Below are 15,061 nucleotides of genomic sequence, written 5' to 3'. Positions count from 1 at the left end.
AAGGAGAGAGCACGAACGCTCAGGCGTTGGCGGTGTCCGCGGGAGTCTGCTCCGAGGAAGCTGAAGAGGTGTCGGCGTCCCCTTCAGACGTGGCCTGGACAGACGTCGCCTGGACAGACGTGGCATCGACGGCCGTGGCGTCCTCCGCCTCGGTGTCTTCCGCCTTGGCGTCGACGCCGTCCTTCACGTCAACGCCGGAGCCGGCGTCGGTCTTCCCCGCCGCCTCGCGTTCGTCCGCCGCGGTCCGGATGGCCCGCCAGGCGGACTCCGCCGCCTGCTGCTCCGCTTCCTTCTTGCTGCGGCCGGTGCCGGTGCCGTACGAGACACCACCGACGCGGGCGGCAGCGGTGAAGGTCTTCTCGTGGTCCGGGCCTGTTTCCGTGACGTGATACTCGGGCACACCGAGACTCTCCGCCGCGGTCAGCTCCTGGAGACTGGTCTTCCAGTCCAGGCCGGCCCCGAGATTCGAGGACTTCTCGATCAGCGGGTCGAAGAGCCGGTGCACCAGCTCGGACGCCGCGTCGAGGCCCTTGTCGAGATAGACAGCGCCGATCACCGCTTCAAGGGTGTCGGCGAGGATGGACGCCTTGTCCCGGCCGCCCGTGCCCTCTTCGCCCCGGCCGAGCCGGATGAAGGAGCCGAGTTCGAGGCCGCGGCCCACTTCCGCAAGCGCACGCGAATTGACCACCGCGGCCCGCAATTTGGCCAACTGGCCTTCAGGCAGATCGGGGTGGGTGCGGTACAGCGTGTCCGTGACCACCAGACCGAGCACCGAATCCCCGAGGAATTCGAGCCGCTCGTTGGTGGGCAGACCGCCGTTCTCGTACGCGAACGAACGATGGGTCAGCGCACGCACCAGAAGGGCGGTCTCGAGCTGATACCCGAGCCGCCCTTCCAGAAGCGTGTGGGACGAGGCTGTGCTGACATTGTCTGTCTGCTTCTTGGCATGGGACAGTTCAGACATTGAGCCTCTCACCAGCCGCTCAGACCTCGAGGACCTGGCGCTTGTTATAGGTGCCGCAGCTCGGGCACGCGATGTGCTGCAGCTTCGGCTCCTGGCAACGCTCGCACGAAACCAGGGTGGGGACCGCAGCCTTCCACTGCGACCGGCGGTGGCGCGTGTTGCTGCGCGACATCTTCCGCTTCGGAACAGCCACGGCTACTTCTCCTGCTTCTCGTCGACGCCCGCTTCGGCGCCGCCCATGTTGTCCTTCTCGCCGTCCTTGACGGTCTCGGCGAGTCCCTGCAGTGCCGCCCAACGGATGTCGACGGCGTCGTGGTGGTGGTCCGGGTTCTCGTCCAGCCTGATCCCACATGTGGAACACAGACCGGCACAGGTCTCCCGGCACACCGGCTGCATCGGCAGTGCGAGTACCACCGCGTCACGCAGCACCGGTTCGAGATCGAACAGGCCATCTTCGACGAAGAGTCTGTCGTCGTCCTCGCTGTACTCGGCGTCAGCGGCCGGCTCCGCACGGGCGCGGCCCCGGTCATCGGCGTCGTGGTACGAGAACATCTCCTGGAAGTCCGCCGCCACTTCCTGGCTGAGCGGCTCCAGACACCTTACGCACTCCCCCTCGGCCACCGCACGGGCGGTGCCCGTGACGAGGACCCCCTCCATGACGGATTCGAGACGGAGGGCGAGCTCCACGGGCGCGCCCTCGGGCGTCCCGATCACCCCCGCGATACCGAAGTCCTTGGGGGCGGGTACCGAGCGGGTCAGCTTCTGGAGCGCACCAGGACGCCGCCCCAGCTCGTGTGTGTCGAACACGAGGGGGTCGCGGTGGTCGAGGCGCGCGTTCAGGGCTTTTCCCGCTTTCGGATCGTTGGGGGGCCGCCACCGTCGCGAGAGCGAGCGGGCGGCATGGGTCGCGGACATGCACGCGGCCGAAGAGCCAGGGTACTGGACCGGCCGCCGTAGGCCCAATCCGGTCTCTCGGCGGCCACCGGCCCGGGCGCCCGGTCCCGGCGCCCCCGGCCGGTGGTCTCAGCGTCCTTGCTCGTACCGGCGCAGCTGCTCGATGTCGATCATGCTGGTGTCGAAGAGGCTGGTCTCGTCGAGGGTGCTGCGCGGCTCGTGGGCCGGGGGCAGCGCGTGCTGCTGGGGCCGGCCCTCGGGCTGCTGCTGCCAGCCGTAGTTCGGGTCGTACACCTGCGCCTGGCCGTGGCCCTGCTCCTGACCCTGCCCCTGGCCCTGGTCCTGGCCGTAGCCCTGCTGCTGGTACGCGTACGGGTCCTGCTGGTAGCCGTACGCGTCCTGCTGCTGGTAGCCGCCGTAGCCGGCGTCCGCGGCGTACGCGCTGTCCTGGTAGCCGGCCTCGGCGTACTGGGGCACTGGCTGGGCCTGGGGCGGTGTCTGCGGGTACGCGGGCTCGGCGTAGGGCTGCTGGACCGGTACGGGGGGCTGCTGCGCCACCACGGGCTGCTGGACGCCTTCCCGGGGGTCCCCCGCGAGGTCCGCCAGATAGTCCGCGTCGCTGGTGCGCCCCTGGGGGCCGGCCGCGTCCTGGGCGGCCATGTGGGCGCCCAGATCGTCCGAGTCGGTGCGGCCGTGGAGTTTCTGCCTGCCGCGGCCGACCGCTTCGAGGGTCTTGGACAGAACGGCCTCGAAGGCGCCGAACTTGGTGTCGATGTACTCGTCGGCCCGCCGGATCAGGGTGCCGGGGTCGTCGCTGTACTCGGGGGCATCGTCGTCGTCACCGCCGGGGGCGCGGCCGAGCAGCTTCTCGCGGCCCCGGTCGACGGAGCCGATGGTCTTGGTGAGGACGACCTCGAAGTTGGCGAGCTTGGAGTCGACGTAGTCGTCGGCCTCGGCTCGGATCTCCTCGGCGTCCCTGCGGGCCTCCGCGAGGATGCGGTCGGCCTCCTCCTGGGACTGCCGGGCGACCGCGGTGTCGGAGATCAGCCCGGAGCGCTGGGCGTGCGCCGCCTCGATGATGCGCTCGGCCTCCTGGCGGGCCTGCTCGGCCAGCTGCTCCCGGCCGCCGATCAGCTCCTGGGCCTGGGCCAGCGAGCCCGGGAGCGCTTCCCGTACCTCTTCCAGCATGGCGAGCAGCTCGGCGCGGTTCACCACGCAGGACGCCGACATGGGCATGGAGCGGGCGTTGCCCACCGTGTCGACGATCTCGTCGAGCTTCTTCTGTACGTCCACCGTGTGCTCGCCACTCTCTCAGCTGGTTTGGAGACGGACGCAACGACTGTACGGCCAGTTCGAGCCCGTCCGACACCGGATGACGGGCCGTCAGTTCCTCAGCGCTCGCCGAGGCGCGTCATCAGGGCCGAGTGGACGGCCTCGGGCAGCAGGTGGGAGACGTCTCCGCCCCAGGTCGCGACCTCTTTGACCAGGGAGGAGGAGAGGAAGCTGTAGGTGGGGTTGGTGGGGACGAACAGCGTCTCGACCCCCGAGAGCCCGTTGTTCATCTGAGCCATCTGGAGTTCGTAGTCGAAGTCGCTGACGGCGCGCAGCCCCTTGACGATGGCGGGGATGTCGCGCTGCTTGCAGAAGTCGACGAGCAGCCCGTGGAAGGCCTCGACCTCCACATTGCCGAACTCGGCGGTGACCTCGCGGATCAGATCGATCCGCTCCTCGATCGTGAACAGCCCCTTCTTGGACTGGTTGATCATTACCGCGACATGTACGACGTCGTACAGCTTGGAGGCGCGGGCGATGATGTCGAGATGTCCATTGGTGATGGGGTCGAAGGACCCCGGACAGACGGCGCGGCGCAACTTGATTCCCTCGCTCTCCGGTCCGGTCATGGTGCGTCTTCACTCGTAGAGGCGGCGCGACCGTACCAAAGCGTCCCCTCGCCGTAGCGACGGGACCGCAACGGCTCGAAACCCTCCGGCCAGTCGAACTCCCCACCTCTGGTGCTGCGTTCCACGGTGGCGACGGCGGCGGCGCCGAGCCAGCCCCTGGTGCGGAGTGTGAGCAGAATCTCCCGAAGATCGTCGTCGGTGACGGCGTACGGCGGATCGAGGAAGACCAGGTCGTAGGGGGTGTCGGGGACCGGACCCAGGACGATCTGCTCCGCTTTGCCGGTACGGACCTCCGCGCCGGGAAGCCCGAGCGTCGCGACGTTCGCACGGACGGTCCGGGCGGCGCGCGGGTCCGCCTCGACGAGCAGGGCGTGCGCGGCGCCGCGGGAGAGCGCCTCCAGGCCCACGGCGCCGGATCCCGCGTACAGATCGGCGATCCGGATGCCTTCGAGGGGGCCGAGGAGCGATTCCCAGCTGGAGAAAAGGCCCTCACGCGCCCGGTCGGAGGTGGGGCGGGTGCCGGTGCCCGGCGGTACGGCGAGACGGCGTCCGCCGGCGGCACCGGCGATCACGCGGGTCATGGGAGTCGGGTCCTCGGTTCGATGGGGTCGTGGGCGGTCGGTCGGGTACGGGTGGACGCGGAGCTCGAAGAATGGCTCTGTCCCCACGATATGGCGTACGTCCCGAGCGGGCCCGGCCCGGTGCGACATGGCCGGGTCCCGTGCGACATGCCGGGGTCCGGTGCCCGTGGCCGCTTCCGGTGCGACATGGCGGGTCCGGTGCCCGTGGCCGGGTCCGGCCGGTCCGGCGGGTCAGCCCTTGTCGAGGTACTGCTCGCGTTCGGTGTCCAGCAGGGCGTCCAGCGCCGTACGCAGCTCCGGGGAGCCCGTCAGCTCCGGATCCTCGGCGACCACAGCCGCGGCCTCCTCCCGGGCGGCGGCGATGATCTCCTCGTCCTCGATGACCGCGAGCATCCGCAGCGACGAGCGGACCCCGGACTGGGCCTGGCCGAGGACATCGCCCTCACGGCGCTGTTCGAGGTCGATACGGGAGAGCTCGAAGCCGTCGAGCGTGGCAGCGACCGCGCCCAGCCGGGCCCTGGCCGGGCTCGCCTCGGGCATGTCCGTGACCAGCAGACAGAGGCCGGGGGCCGAGCCGCGGCCGACGCGTCCGCGCAGCTGGTGCAGTTGGGAGACGCCGAACCGGTCCGCGTCCATGATCACCATGGCGGTGGCGTTGGGGACGTTCACACCGACCTCGATGACCGTGGTCGCGACGAGCACGTCCACCTCGCCCGCGGCGAAGCGGCGCATCACGGCGTCCTTGTCGTCCGGCTGCATCCGCCCGTGCAGGGTCTCGACGCGCAACCCCTGGAGCGGTCCCCCGCTGAGCTGCCCGGCGACCTCCACGACCGCGAGCGGGGGCCGCTTCTCGGCCTCGTCCTCCTTGGACGGCTTCGTCTTCCCCTTCGCCTTGTCGTCCTCCTCGTCGTCTCCGATCCGGGGGCAGACGACATACGCCTGATGTCCCTTTCCGACCTCTTCCCGCACCCGCTCCCAGGCGCGGGCGAGGAAGTGCGGCTTGTCCTGGGCGGGCACCACATGGCTGGCGATCGGCGAGCGGCCCGCCGGGAGCTGGTCGAGGACGGAGGTCTCCAGATCGCCGAAGACGGTCATCGCGACCGTACGGGGAATGGGTGTGGCCGTCATGACCAGCAGATGCGGGGGCTGCTTGCCCTTGGAGCGGAGCGCGTCGCGCTGCTCCACGCCGAAGCGGTGCTGCTCGTCCACCACGACCAGTCCGAGGTCGTGGAAGCGCACCTTGTCCTCGATCAGCGCGTGCGTACCGATCACGATCCCGGCCTCGCCTGTGACCAGATCGAGCAGCGCCTGACGCCGCGCGGCCATGCCCATCGAGCCGGTGAGCAGGACGACCTTGGTGCCGTGCTCGGCGCCGCCGAGCATGCCTCCCTGGGCCAGCTCGCCCATCATTTCCGTGATCGAACGGTGGTGCTGCTGGGCGAGCACTTCCGTGGGCGCCAGCATGGCGGCCTGACCGCCAGCGTCGACGACCGCGAGCATCGCCCGGAGCGCGACCAGCGTCTTGCCCGAGCCGACCTCGCCCTGGAGCAGCCGGTGCATGGGGTGTTCGGTGGCGAGATCCGCGAAGATCTCGCCGGTGACCTTCTGCTGGCCGTCGGTGAGGGTGAAGGGCAGGTCGGCGTCGAAGGCGTCGAGCAGTCCGTCGGGCACGGGCCTGCGGGCGACGGCGGGCAGCTGCGCGTCCGCGTACCGCCGCCGGGCCAGCGCGATCTGGAGGACGAACGCCTCGTCCCACTTCAGCCGCTGTCTGGCGGATTCGATGTCGGCCCGGCTCTCGGGCCGGTGGACCTTGAGCAGCGCCTCGGGCAGCGAGGCGAATCCACGGCCCTCGCGCAGCGCGGGCGGCAGCGGATCGACGGCCTCCGCGGCTCTGGGCAGGACCGCGTCGACGGCCTTGGTGATCTTCCAGGACTCCAGCCCCTTGCAGGCCGGGTAGATCGGGATCAGTCTGCCCGCGAAGGCGTCCACGGCCTGCGCGGTGTCCTCCGTGGTCCCGTCGTCGGCGGTCGCCCTGCCCAGCGGCACATAGGTGGGATGCGCGAGCTGGAGCTTGCGGTTGAAGACGGACACCTTGCCCGCGAACATCCCTCGGCTGCCCGGCGGCAGCTCCTTGTGCGGCTTGTGGATTCCCCTGCCGAAGAAGACCAGTTGGAGCCGGCCGCTGCCGTCGGTGAGCGTGATCTCCAGACGCTGGCCCCGGCCGTGGTTGAACGTCATGATCCGGGAGTCGGCGACCTGCGCGACCACCGTGACGTCCTCGTCCAGCGGCAGATCGGCCAGCTTGGTGAGCTGGCCGCGCTCCTCGTACCGCCTGGGGTAGTGGTGCAGCAGATCGCCGACGGTGTGCAGGTCGAGGTGTTCGGCCATCACCTTCGCGGTGGCGGGGCCGAGCGTCTTCTTGAGGGGTTCATCCAGCGCGGACACGCGATCCATTGCACACCACGCCACTGACAGGCTGCTACTCCACGCCGATGAGCAGCGGAACGGACTGTCTGCCGCCCCGGTAGACCACGGTGTCGACGGCCAGATGGCCGTCCCGTACGTAGGTCTCCAGACGGTCGGCGAGCGCGTCGGGCAGCTCGTCGCCGAGCACCAGCGTCACCAGTTCGCCGCCGGCCGCCAGCATCCGGGAGAGCACCGCCTCCGCGGTGGCGGTGAGATCGGCGCCGATCACCGCCACGTCCCCGTCGATCAGGCCGAGGACGTCCCCGGCCTGGCAGATACCCGCCATGGTCCAGGACTGCCGTTCGGCGACGGCCAGTTCGGCGTAGCGGGTGGCGCCGGCCGCGGTGGTCATGGCGACCACGTCCTCGTCGAAACGGCGGTCCGGCTGGTGGACGGCGAGCGCCGCGATGCCCTGGACGGCGGCCCTGGTCGGGATGAGGGCGACCCGTACGCCCTCGGTACGTGCCTGTTCTGCGGCCGCGGCGGCGGTGTGCCGCAGCGCCGCGTCGTTCGGCAGGAGCACCACCTCGCGCGCGTGGGCCCGCCGGATCGCCTCGACCAGTTCCCCGCTGGCGGGCGGCTCCCCGGGGCGCGCGAGCACGGTCGTCGCGCCGGCCTCGGCGCACAATCCCGCGAGCCCTTCTCCCGGGACCACCGCGACGACGGCCCGCTGAACCCGCTCCGGCGGTTCCTCGGTGGCGGCGCCGAAGTGGCTGATGCGGATGCGGTACGGGCGTCCGGCCTCGACCCCGGCCTCCACGGCGGCGCCCGCGTCGTCGACATGGACGTGTACGTTCCACAGCCCGTCGCCGCCGACGACGACCAGGGAGTCCCCCAGCCCGTCGAGCCGGGTCCGGAGCCGCGCCACGGCGCGGTCGTCCGCCTCCAGCAGATAGATCACCTCGAAGGCGGGCCCGCCTTCGGGGGCGCAGGACCCGATCGCCGACTCGACCGCGGCCGGGTCCGCGTACCGGCGCCTGCCCATCGGGAAGGCGGCCGGTGTCTCGCCCGTGAGGGACCGGACCAGGGCGCCGAGGACGGCGAGCAGCCCGCGCCCGCCGGCGTCGACGACACCCGCGCGTCCGAGCACGGGCAGTTGGTCGGGGGTGGCCGCGAGCGCGGCGCGTGCGCCCGCGTACGCCGCGCGTACGGTGGCACCCGCGTCCGCCGCCCCGCTCCGTTCCGCCGCCTCCGCCGCCTCCGCCGCTTCCGCCGCGGCGGAGGCCACGCTGAGGATCGTGCCCTCGACGGGATGCGCGACGGCCTCGCGGGCCAGTGCCGCGGCCCGCCGCAGCGCCGGTGCGAGCCGTGTTCCTTCGGCCCCCGCGGTATCCGTCGGCGCCGGGTCCGCCAGTACCTCCGCCATCCCGCGCAGCAGCTGCGCCAGGATCGTCCCGGAGTTCCCCCGGGCACCGAGCAGCGCGCCGTGCGCCATGGCCCGTACGGCATCGGCGGGCGCGGGCACGGACGCACCGGTCTCATGGGCCGCGAAGACGGCCTCGACCGCCTGCGCCGCCGACTCCACGGTCAGATAGAGATTGGTGCCGGTGTCACCGTCCGCGACCGGATAGACATTGATCGCGTCGATCTCCTCGCGCTCCCGGCCCAGGGCCTCCAGCGCCAGCGAGCACCAGCTCCGTACCGCTGCTGCGTCGAGGGTCTGCGGCACCTGAGGGTCCTCCTTGAGCGGCCGTGATGCGGGCTGCACGCAGGGTAGCCCGGGGACGGGAGGCGAACAGCGGGCCAACCTGACGGAACGGAGCCGCTGGCCGTCATGGTAGTTTTCTTGTACCGAGGCAGGCGTTGTATGCTGCTGCGGTTGCCCGATGAGAGTCGGGCCAATCCCCCGGCAACGCCACATGAGTCACTGATTCCCGGCACGCCGGATATCTCTGTACGAGCATCTGAAGTCTTTGGAGTGACCCGTGGCTGCCAACTGCGACGTCTGCGGCAAGGGGCCGGGCTTCGGCAACAACATTTCGCACTCGCACCGCCGTACGTCCCGTCGCTGGAACCCGAACATCCAGCGCGTGCGTGCCGTGGTCGGTCGGACGCCGAAGCGGCTCAACGTCTGCACATCGTGCATCAAGGCCGGCAAGGTCTCGCGCTGACGCCTGCGTCGTAGCGCAGCCCCTGCGGTTGCCTTGAAGAGCCGGTCCACCTCGGTGGACCGGCTTTTTTGCCATGCCGGGGCCGCGGCCCGTGCCGGTGCCGGGGCCCGTCGTCATGTCGGCGTCGAGCGGCGCCGTCAGCGCAAGCGCCACCCGTGATCCACCGGGCCTATCCCCGCGCCCAGCGCGAAGCCGTGCGCGATCGCGCCCGTCACATACTCCTTGGCCGCCCGCACGGCCGCCACCACGTCCTGCCCCCGGGCCAGGCCCGAGGCGATCGCCGACGCGTAGGTGCAGCCCGTGCCGTGGGTGTGCCGGTTGTCGTGGCGCGGTGCGCGCAGCCAGTGTTCCTCGACGCCGTCGGTCAGCAGATCGACCGCGTCCCCGGGCAGATGCCCGCCCTTGATCAGCGCCCAGCGGGGCCCGAATTCGAGTACGGCGCCGGCCGCGCGCCGCAGCCCCGTCTCGTCCTCCACCCGTACGCCGGTGAGCTGGGCCACCTCGTCCAGATTGGGGGTGGCGACGGTCGCGACCGGCAACAGCCTCGTCCGTACGCCGTCCAGCGCCGAGGCGGCCAGCAGTGGATCGCCGTGCTTGGAGACCCCGACCGGGTCCACGACCACGGGGGCGTCGGTCCCGGCGAGCAGTTCCGCGACGGCCGCGACCAGTTCGGCGGAGGAGAGCATGCCGGTCTTCACCGCCTGGACGCCGATGTCGTCGACGACCGCGCGGTACTGGGCGCGTACGGCCGCCACGGGCAGCTCCCAGGCGCCGTGCACGCCCGTGGAGTTCTGTGCCGTGACCGCCGTGAGCACGCTCATGCCGTGCACGCCGAACGCCAGCATCGTCTTCAGATCCGCCTGGATGCCCGCGCCGCCGCCGGAGTCCGATCCGGCGACGGTGAGCACGCGCGGTGGCACGGACGGTGGCGTTGTTCGCTCAGCTGTCGGCATGGTGCCGAATCTACTGGGCGTCCTCGATGTCCCCGAAGTGGTCCCAGCCGCCCTTGCGGTTCCAGGGTGCCCCGTCGACCGTCACCTGCGGCAGCGCGGACGGGTTGAGCACCTCACCGATCACCTTCCAGCGGGCCGGCAGCTTCACGTCCGGCGGGAACGTGGCGACGATGGCGTGATCCTCGCCGCCCGTCAGCACCCACTGGAGCGGGTCGATCCCGACCGCCTGGCCGATGTCGTTCATCTGCGAGGGGATGTCGATCAGACCTGCGCGCAGATCGATACGGACCTTGCTGGCCTCCGCGATATGCCCCAGATCCGCGACGAGTCCGTCGCTGACGTCCGTCATGGCGGTGGCACCGAGCCCGGCCGCCGCCGGACCCGCGTGGTACGGCGGTTCCGGTCGGCGGTGGGCCTCCACGAAGGCGCGGGGCGAGCGGAAGCCGCGTGAGAGCACCGCGTGCCCGGCCGCCGACCAGCCCAACCAGCCGGTGTAGGCGATGACATCGCCCGGCCGGGCGCCGGACCGGGTGACCGGCTCGTGGTTGCGGAGATCGCCCAGCGCGGTGATGGCGATGGTGATCGTGTCGCCGCGTACGACATCTCCGCCGACCACGGCCGCGCCGGCGACCTGGCACTCGTCGCGAATACCGTCCATCAGCTCGGTGGGCCAGGTGACCGGGAGTTCGGCCGGGACGACGAGGCCGAGGAGCAGCGCCGTGGGGACCGCGCCCATCGCCGCGATATCGGCGAGGTTCTGCGCGGCGGCCTTCCGGCCGACGTCGTAGGCCGTCGACCAGTCACGGCGGAAGTGCCGCCCCTCCAGCAACAGGTCCGTACTCGCCACGACCCTGCGGTCGGGCGCGGCCACGACCGCGGCGTCGTCGCCCGGCCCGAGCCGGACCGCCGGGGTGGTGGTGAGCCGGGAGGTGAGTTCCCTGATGAGACCGAACTCCCCCAACTCGCCCACGGTTCCCTTCACCGAGACTCCCCTCTCTGTCATCACCGGGCCGCACGCGCGGTCGCGGTCCTTCACTGCTGTCGGTACCGTCGTGAGTCGCGTCAACTTCGTCTTCCGTACGCCACCCCGCGGGCGCCACCCGGGACCCGGGTCTCCCCGCCGCACTCGGCGACGCGATACCGTGGCGTCTCTTTCCCCCACATGATCCTCGTGGCCGCCCTGGAGGTTCCGTGGTACAGGCGTACATCCTTATCCAGACCGAGGTGGGCAAGGCGACGACCGTCGCCGAGACCATCGCCAAGATTCCGGGAGTTATCCAGGCCGAGGACGTCACCGGTCCCTATGACGTGATCGTGCGCGCTCAGGCGGACACCGTCGATGAGCTGGGGCGCATGGTGGTCGCGAAAATCCAGCAAGTGGAAGGCATCACCCGCACCCTGACCTGCCCGGTCGTGCACTTGTAGCCCCCGTCTACCCTTGGCCGGTGACCATCTCCTGTCGCCCGCCGTTCCGCCGCAGGCTATCCGGCCGTCCGCTCGTCCGCCTGTCCGCCGTCGTTGTGGTGGCGGCGGTGGCGGGCTGTTCCTCCGCCGGCACGTCGATGTCGGTCGCGGTTCCCACTCCGCCCGCCAAGGAGGCAGCGCTGTGCCGGGCTCTCCACAAGGAGCTGCCGAAGACCCTTTCCGACCTCGGCCGGGCCGATCCCGAGCCGTCTTCCGAACTGACCGCCGGGTGGGGGGACGCCGCGATCGTACTGCGCTGCGGTGTCCCCCGGCCCGAGGGGATGAACGATGCCCAGTCGGACGCGGTGGAGGCGAACGGCGTCAACTGGATGCTGGAGGAACGGGACTCGGGGCCCCGCTTCACGACCACGTACCGCGAGACGTATGTGGAGGTCACCATGGACGAACGGTTCACGCATGACTCCACGCCGCTCGCCGAGCTGGCCGCGCCGGTCAAGAAGACGATTCCGTCCAGTCTGTGACCGCCAGGCGCCCGGCACGGCCCCGACGGGGCTCCGGTACGGGCGTCAGCGCAGCCCGGTCGGCCGGCGCAGCGCCGCCTGGATCAGCCGGTCGATCAGCTCCGGGTAACCGACGCCGCTCTCCTGCCACATCCGCGGGAACATCGAGATGGGCGTGAAGCCCGGCAGCGTATTGATCTCGTTGATGACGAACTCGCCGTCCTCGGTGAGGAAGAAGTCCGCGCGGACCAGGCCCTCGCAGGAGGCGGCCTCGAACGCCTCGACGGCGAGCCGCCGCACCTCGGCCGTCTGCTCCTCGGTGAGGGGCGCGGGCACCAGGCCGGTGGCCGAGTCGATGTACTTGGCCTCGAAGTCGTAGAAGTCGTGCGCCGTGACCGGCGGGATCTCCGCGGGCACGCTGGCGCGCGGGCCATCCTCGAACTCCAGCACCCCGCACTCGATCTCGCGGCCCCGCAGCAGCGACTCCACCAGGATCTTGGGGTCGTGGCGCTGGGCCTCGGTGATCGCCTCGTCCAGCCCCGAGGCGTCCTCGACCTTGGTGATCCCCATGGAGGATCCGGCGCGGGCGGGCTTCACGAAGAGCGGCCAGCCGTGCTCCGCGGCGAAGTCGACGATCTTCTCGCGGGCGGCGGCGCCCTTGGCTCCTTCGGGTCCCTGCTCCCATTCGCGGGGGCGGATCACCAGATACGGGCCGACGGGCAGCCCGAAGGAGGTGAACACCCGCTTCATGTACTCCTTGTCCTGCCCGACGGCGGAGGCGAGGACGCCCGCGCCGACGTACGGGACACCGGAGAGTTCCAGCAGGCCCTGGAGGGTGCCGTCCTCTCCGTACGGGCCGTGCAGTACGGGGAAGACGACATCGACCTCGCCCAGCGCCTTGGGTACGGAACCCGGCTCGCTGTAGACGACCTCGCGGTTGCCCGGGTCGACGGAGAGTACGACGCCGCCGTCGGTCGACTCGGCGATCTGGTCGACGCTCGGCAGCGCGCGGTCGGCGATGGCCATCCGCTCCGGATCGTCGGCGGTGAGCGCCCAGCGGCCGTCGGTGGTGATTCCGATGGGCAGGACGTCGTACTTCGTCCGGTCGATGGACCGCAGTACGGCCCCGGCCGTGACCACGGAAATGGCGTGCTCGGAGCTCCGTCCGCCGAAGACGACGGCCACGCGCGGCTTGCGGAGCTGCTGCTCAGGGCTCTGGGGGGAGTTCTCGCTGCTCATATCGCGATGAGAGTACCTGTTGGTAGCGCCCGAGTCAGCGTTGGTCGCGGCCGAGTCAGAGACCGCCGCCCGGAGTCGGCGGCGGAGTCGGTCGCGGCGGCGGTCGCGGGGTCAGCTGCGCTCGGGCTTGGCGCTGCGCGACATCAGTTCCTTGAGCGCGACGAGCGGCGGCTTGCCGTTGTGCACGATGTCCACCACCGTCTCCGTGAGCGGCATGTCGACGCCGTGGCGGCGGGCGAGGTCCAGCACGGACTCACAGGATTTGACGCCCTCCGCGGTCTGCTTGGTGACCGCGATGGTCTCCTGGAGGGTCATCCCGCGGCCGAGGTTGGTACCGAAGGTGTGGTTGCGGGAGAGCGGCGAGGAGCAGGTGGCGATCAGATCGCCCATGCCGGCGAGGCCGGAGAAGGTGTGCGGATCGGCGCCCATGGCGAGGCCGAGCCGGGTGGTCTCCGCGAGGCCCCGGGTCATCAGGGAGGCTTTGGTGTTGTCGCCGAGGCCCATGCCGTCGGCGATTCCGACGGCGAGACCGATGACGTTCTTGACCGCGCCGCCGAGTTCACAGCCGACGACGTCGGTGTTGGTGTACGGGCGGAAGTACGAGGTGTGGCAGGCGGCCTGGAGGCGGCGCGCCACGTCCTCGTCCCGGCACGCGACGACGGCGGCGGCGGGCATCCGTCCGGCGATCTCCTTGGCGAGGTTGGGGCCGGTGATCACGGCGACCCGCTCCGCCGGTGCCTTGGCGACCTCCTCGATCACCTCGCTCATGCGCTTGGCCGTGCCGAGTTCGACGCCCTTCATCAGCGAGACGAGCACGGTGTCGGCGGGCAGTACGGTCGCCCACTCGGCGAGATTGCCGCGCAGCGTCTGCGAGGGCACGGTGAGCACCGTGAACTCGGCGCCGCGCGCCGCCTCCGCGGGGTCGGTGGTGGCCCGTACGCCCATGGGCAGTTCGAAGCCGGGCAGGTAGTCCGGGTTGGTGCGCGTGGTGTTGATCGCGTCGGCGACCTCCCGGCGGCGGCCCCAGACCGTCACCTCGCATCCCGCGTCGGCGAGGACCATGGCGAACGCCGTGCCCCATGACCCCGCTCCGAAGACCGCGACCCGCGTCACTTCGACCCCTCTTCCGCGGCCTTGCGCCGCTGTTCCGCCCTGGCCTTGCGATGGTCGTACGCGGCCGTGGGCACCGGCTCCCCGCGCAGTTCGGAGAGCAGTTCCGTGATCGCGGCCATGATGACCTCGGTGACCTCACGCAGCAATTCGGGCGTGATGTCCCTGCCGTAGTAACGCGCCAGGTCCACGGGCGGTCCGACGAGCACATGGTGCGTCTTGCGCGGGAGGAGGTTCGGCTTCTTCGCGTACGGCGGCAGCAGCAGGTTGGCGCCCCACTGCGCGATGGGGATGACCGGGCACTTGGTCTGGAGGGCGACCCTGGCGACACCGGTCTTGGCGGTCATGGGCCACTGCCCGGGGTCGCGGGTGATGGTGCCCTCGGGGTAGAAGGCCACGCACTCGCCGCGCTCGACGGCGTCGATGGCGGCGCGGAAGGCGCTCAGCGCGTCGCTGGTCTCGCGGTAGACGGGGATCTGGCCGGTGCCGCGCATCACGGCCCCGATGAATCCCTTGGTGAATAGGCCGTGCTTGGCGAGGAAGCGCGGAACGCGGCCTGTGTTGTACTGGAAGTGCGCGTACGCGAACGGGTCGAGATGCGAATTGTGGTTCACGGCGGTAATGAATCCGCCGTGTGCCGGAATGTGCTCCGCACCCTTCCAGTCCCGCTTGAGCAGCACGATCAGCGGCGGTTTCGCGATGGCCGCCGCAAGGCGGTACCAGAAGCCGATTCTGCGGCGGGACACTCGGACACCTTTCTCCTGTCGCCCGGCTCATTGCCCGGCTGCCGGGGGTCAAGTGTGGCCCCGGGCCCCTGCTCTGTCGAGAACACCGTACGCCCCGTCTCCGGGGCCGCCTCTGTGGGCCGGGACGGTGCCGGGCCACAATAGAGGGCGGATACACCTGGGCCGCCACAG

The 15,061-nt window shown here is 70.7% G+C and carries 16 protein-coding genes; 3 read left to right on the top strand and 13 right to left on the bottom strand.

Annotation, left to right across the window (positions count from 1 at the left end; translation table 11 throughout):
• Nucleotides 1-19: 19 nt before the first annotated feature.
• The 8 genes from rnc to ABTZ59_RS10165 form a co-directional block, all read right to left on the bottom strand.
• Entirely contained in the window at nucleotides 20-964 is a 945-nt protein-coding gene (gene rnc / locus ABTZ59_RS10200) for a ribonuclease III (protein ID WP_351393655.1), read from the bottom strand.
• 19 nt (nucleotides 965-983) lie between these two features.
• The gene (gene rpmF, locus ABTZ59_RS10195) at nucleotides 984-1,157 is read right to left on the bottom strand and encodes a 50S ribosomal protein L32 (RefSeq protein ID WP_003965982.1); all 174 of its coding nucleotides are present in this window, start codon (nucleotides 1,155-1,157) and stop codon (nucleotides 984-986) included.
• Nucleotides 1,158-1,159: 2 nt separating this feature from the next.
• The gene (locus tag ABTZ59_RS10190; protein ID WP_351393652.1) at nucleotides 1,160-1,879 is read right to left on the bottom strand and encodes a YceD family protein; all 720 of its coding nucleotides are present in this window, start codon (nucleotides 1,877-1,879) and stop codon (nucleotides 1,160-1,162) included.
• Between the two features lie 108 nt (nucleotides 1,880-1,987).
• Nucleotides 1,988-3,151: a F0F1 ATP synthase subunit B gene (locus tag ABTZ59_RS10185; RefSeq protein WP_351393650.1), complete on the bottom strand. Its 1,164-nt coding sequence runs from the start codon at nucleotides 3,149-3,151 to the stop codon at nucleotides 1,988-1,990.
• A 98-nt stretch (nucleotides 3,152-3,249) separates the two neighbouring features.
• Complete coding sequence (gene coaD, locus ABTZ59_RS10180; protein ID WP_351394004.1) at nucleotides 3,250-3,729, bottom strand: pantetheine-phosphate adenylyltransferase; 480 nt, start codon at nucleotides 3,727-3,729, stop codon at nucleotides 3,250-3,252.
• 26 nt (nucleotides 3,730-3,755) lie between these two features.
• Complete coding sequence (gene rsmD, locus ABTZ59_RS10175; RefSeq protein ID WP_351393646.1) at nucleotides 3,756-4,340, bottom strand: 16S rRNA (guanine(966)-N(2))-methyltransferase RsmD; 585 nt, start codon at nucleotides 4,338-4,340, stop codon at nucleotides 3,756-3,758.
• A gap of 231 nt (nucleotides 4,341-4,571) precedes the next feature.
• Nucleotides 4,572-6,794, bottom strand: a complete 2,223-nt coding sequence (recG, locus tag ABTZ59_RS10170) for an ATP-dependent DNA helicase RecG (RefSeq protein ID WP_351393643.1) — start codon at nucleotides 6,792-6,794, stop codon at nucleotides 4,572-4,574.
• A gap of 25 nt (nucleotides 6,795-6,819) precedes the next feature.
• Nucleotides 6,820-8,475 carry a DAK2 domain-containing protein gene (locus tag ABTZ59_RS10165; protein ID WP_351393641.1) on the bottom strand — a complete coding sequence of 552 codons (1,656 nt, stop codon included), beginning with the start codon at nucleotides 8,473-8,475 and terminating at the stop codon, nucleotides 6,820-6,822.
• A gap of 256 nt (nucleotides 8,476-8,731) precedes the next feature.
• On the opposite strand from ABTZ59_RS10165, the gene rpmB reads away from it, so the two are divergent.
• Nucleotides 8,732-8,917, top strand: a complete 186-nt coding sequence (rpmB, locus tag ABTZ59_RS10160; protein WP_003957616.1) for a 50S ribosomal protein L28 — start codon at nucleotides 8,732-8,734, stop codon at nucleotides 8,915-8,917.
• A 137-nt stretch (nucleotides 8,918-9,054) separates the two neighbouring features.
• On the opposite strand, the gene thiD is transcribed toward rpmB, so the two are convergent.
• The gene (gene thiD / locus ABTZ59_RS10155) at nucleotides 9,055-9,870 is read right to left on the bottom strand and encodes a bifunctional hydroxymethylpyrimidine kinase/phosphomethylpyrimidine kinase (protein WP_351393638.1); all 816 of its coding nucleotides are present in this window, start codon (nucleotides 9,868-9,870) and stop codon (nucleotides 9,055-9,057) included.
• Nucleotides 9,871-9,880: 10 nt separating this feature from the next.
• The gene (locus tag ABTZ59_RS10150; RefSeq protein WP_351393635.1) at nucleotides 9,881-10,852 is read right to left on the bottom strand and encodes a thiamine-phosphate kinase; all 972 of its coding nucleotides are present in this window, start codon (nucleotides 10,850-10,852) and stop codon (nucleotides 9,881-9,883) included.
• Nucleotides 10,853-11,061: 209 nt separating this feature from the next.
• On the opposite strand from ABTZ59_RS10150, the gene ABTZ59_RS10145 reads away from it, so the two are divergent.
• Nucleotides 11,062-11,295, top strand: a complete 234-nt coding sequence (locus tag ABTZ59_RS10145; protein ID WP_030351778.1) for an Lrp/AsnC family transcriptional regulator — start codon at nucleotides 11,062-11,064, stop codon at nucleotides 11,293-11,295.
• A gap of 26 nt (nucleotides 11,296-11,321) precedes the next feature.
• The gene (locus ABTZ59_RS10140) at nucleotides 11,322-11,816 is read left to right on the top strand and encodes a DUF3515 domain-containing protein (protein ID WP_351394001.1); all 495 of its coding nucleotides are present in this window, start codon (nucleotides 11,322-11,324) and stop codon (nucleotides 11,814-11,816) included.
• A 45-nt stretch (nucleotides 11,817-11,861) separates the two neighbouring features.
• Here ABTZ59_RS10140 and ABTZ59_RS10135 read toward each other — a convergent pair whose 3' ends face one another.
• The 3 genes from ABTZ59_RS10135 to ABTZ59_RS10125 all read right to left on the bottom strand — a co-directional run bounded on the left by ABTZ59_RS10135 (nucleotide 11,862) and on the right by ABTZ59_RS10125 (nucleotide 14,890).
• Nucleotides 11,862-13,034: a D-alanine--D-alanine ligase family protein gene (locus tag ABTZ59_RS10135; RefSeq protein WP_351393632.1), complete on the bottom strand. Its 1,173-nt coding sequence runs from the start codon at nucleotides 13,032-13,034 to the stop codon at nucleotides 11,862-11,864.
• 111 nt (nucleotides 13,035-13,145) lie between these two features.
• Complete coding sequence (locus tag ABTZ59_RS10130; RefSeq protein ID WP_351393629.1) at nucleotides 13,146-14,147, bottom strand: NAD(P)H-dependent glycerol-3-phosphate dehydrogenase; 1,002 nt, start codon at nucleotides 14,145-14,147, stop codon at nucleotides 13,146-13,148.
• Nucleotides 14,144-14,890, bottom strand: a complete 747-nt coding sequence (locus tag ABTZ59_RS10125; RefSeq protein ID WP_351393627.1) for a lysophospholipid acyltransferase family protein — start codon at nucleotides 14,888-14,890, stop codon at nucleotides 14,144-14,146. The genes ABTZ59_RS10130 and ABTZ59_RS10125 overlap by 4 nt, the downstream gene beginning before the upstream one ends.
• Between the last annotated feature and the right edge of the window lie 171 nt (nucleotides 14,891-15,061).

Origin of the sequence: Streptomyces sp. NPDC094034 (genome assembly GCF_040303865.1) — a bacterium.
GTDB lineage: Bacteria > Actinomycetota > Actinomycetes > Streptomycetales > Streptomycetaceae > Streptomyces.
Note: the sequence above shows the minus strand (reverse complement) of the source record. Positions and strands in the feature narration are given on the sequence as shown.

Coding starts and splice junctions, on each gene's coding strand:
- rnc (WP_351393655.1), bottom strand. CDS start 964: ATGTCTGAACTGTCCCATGCCAAGAAGCAGACAGACAATGTCAGCACA.
- ABTZ59_RS10190 (WP_351393652.1), bottom strand. CDS start 1,879: ATGTCCGCGACCCATGCCGCCCGCTCGCTCTCGCGACGGTGGCGGCCC.
- rsmD (WP_351393646.1), bottom strand. CDS start 4,340: ATGACCCGCGTGATCGCCGGTGCCGCCGGCGGACGCCGTCTCGCCGTA.
- recG (WP_351393643.1), bottom strand. CDS start 6,794: ATGGATCGCGTGTCCGCGCTGGATGAACCCCTCAAGAAGACGCTCGGC.
- thiD (WP_351393638.1), bottom strand. CDS start 9,870: ATGCCGACAGCTGAGCGAACAACGCCACCGTCCGTGCCACCGCGCGTG.
- ABTZ59_RS10135 (WP_351393632.1), bottom strand. CDS start 13,034: ATGAGCAGCGAGAACTCCCCCCAGAGCCCTGAGCAGCAGCTCCGCAAG.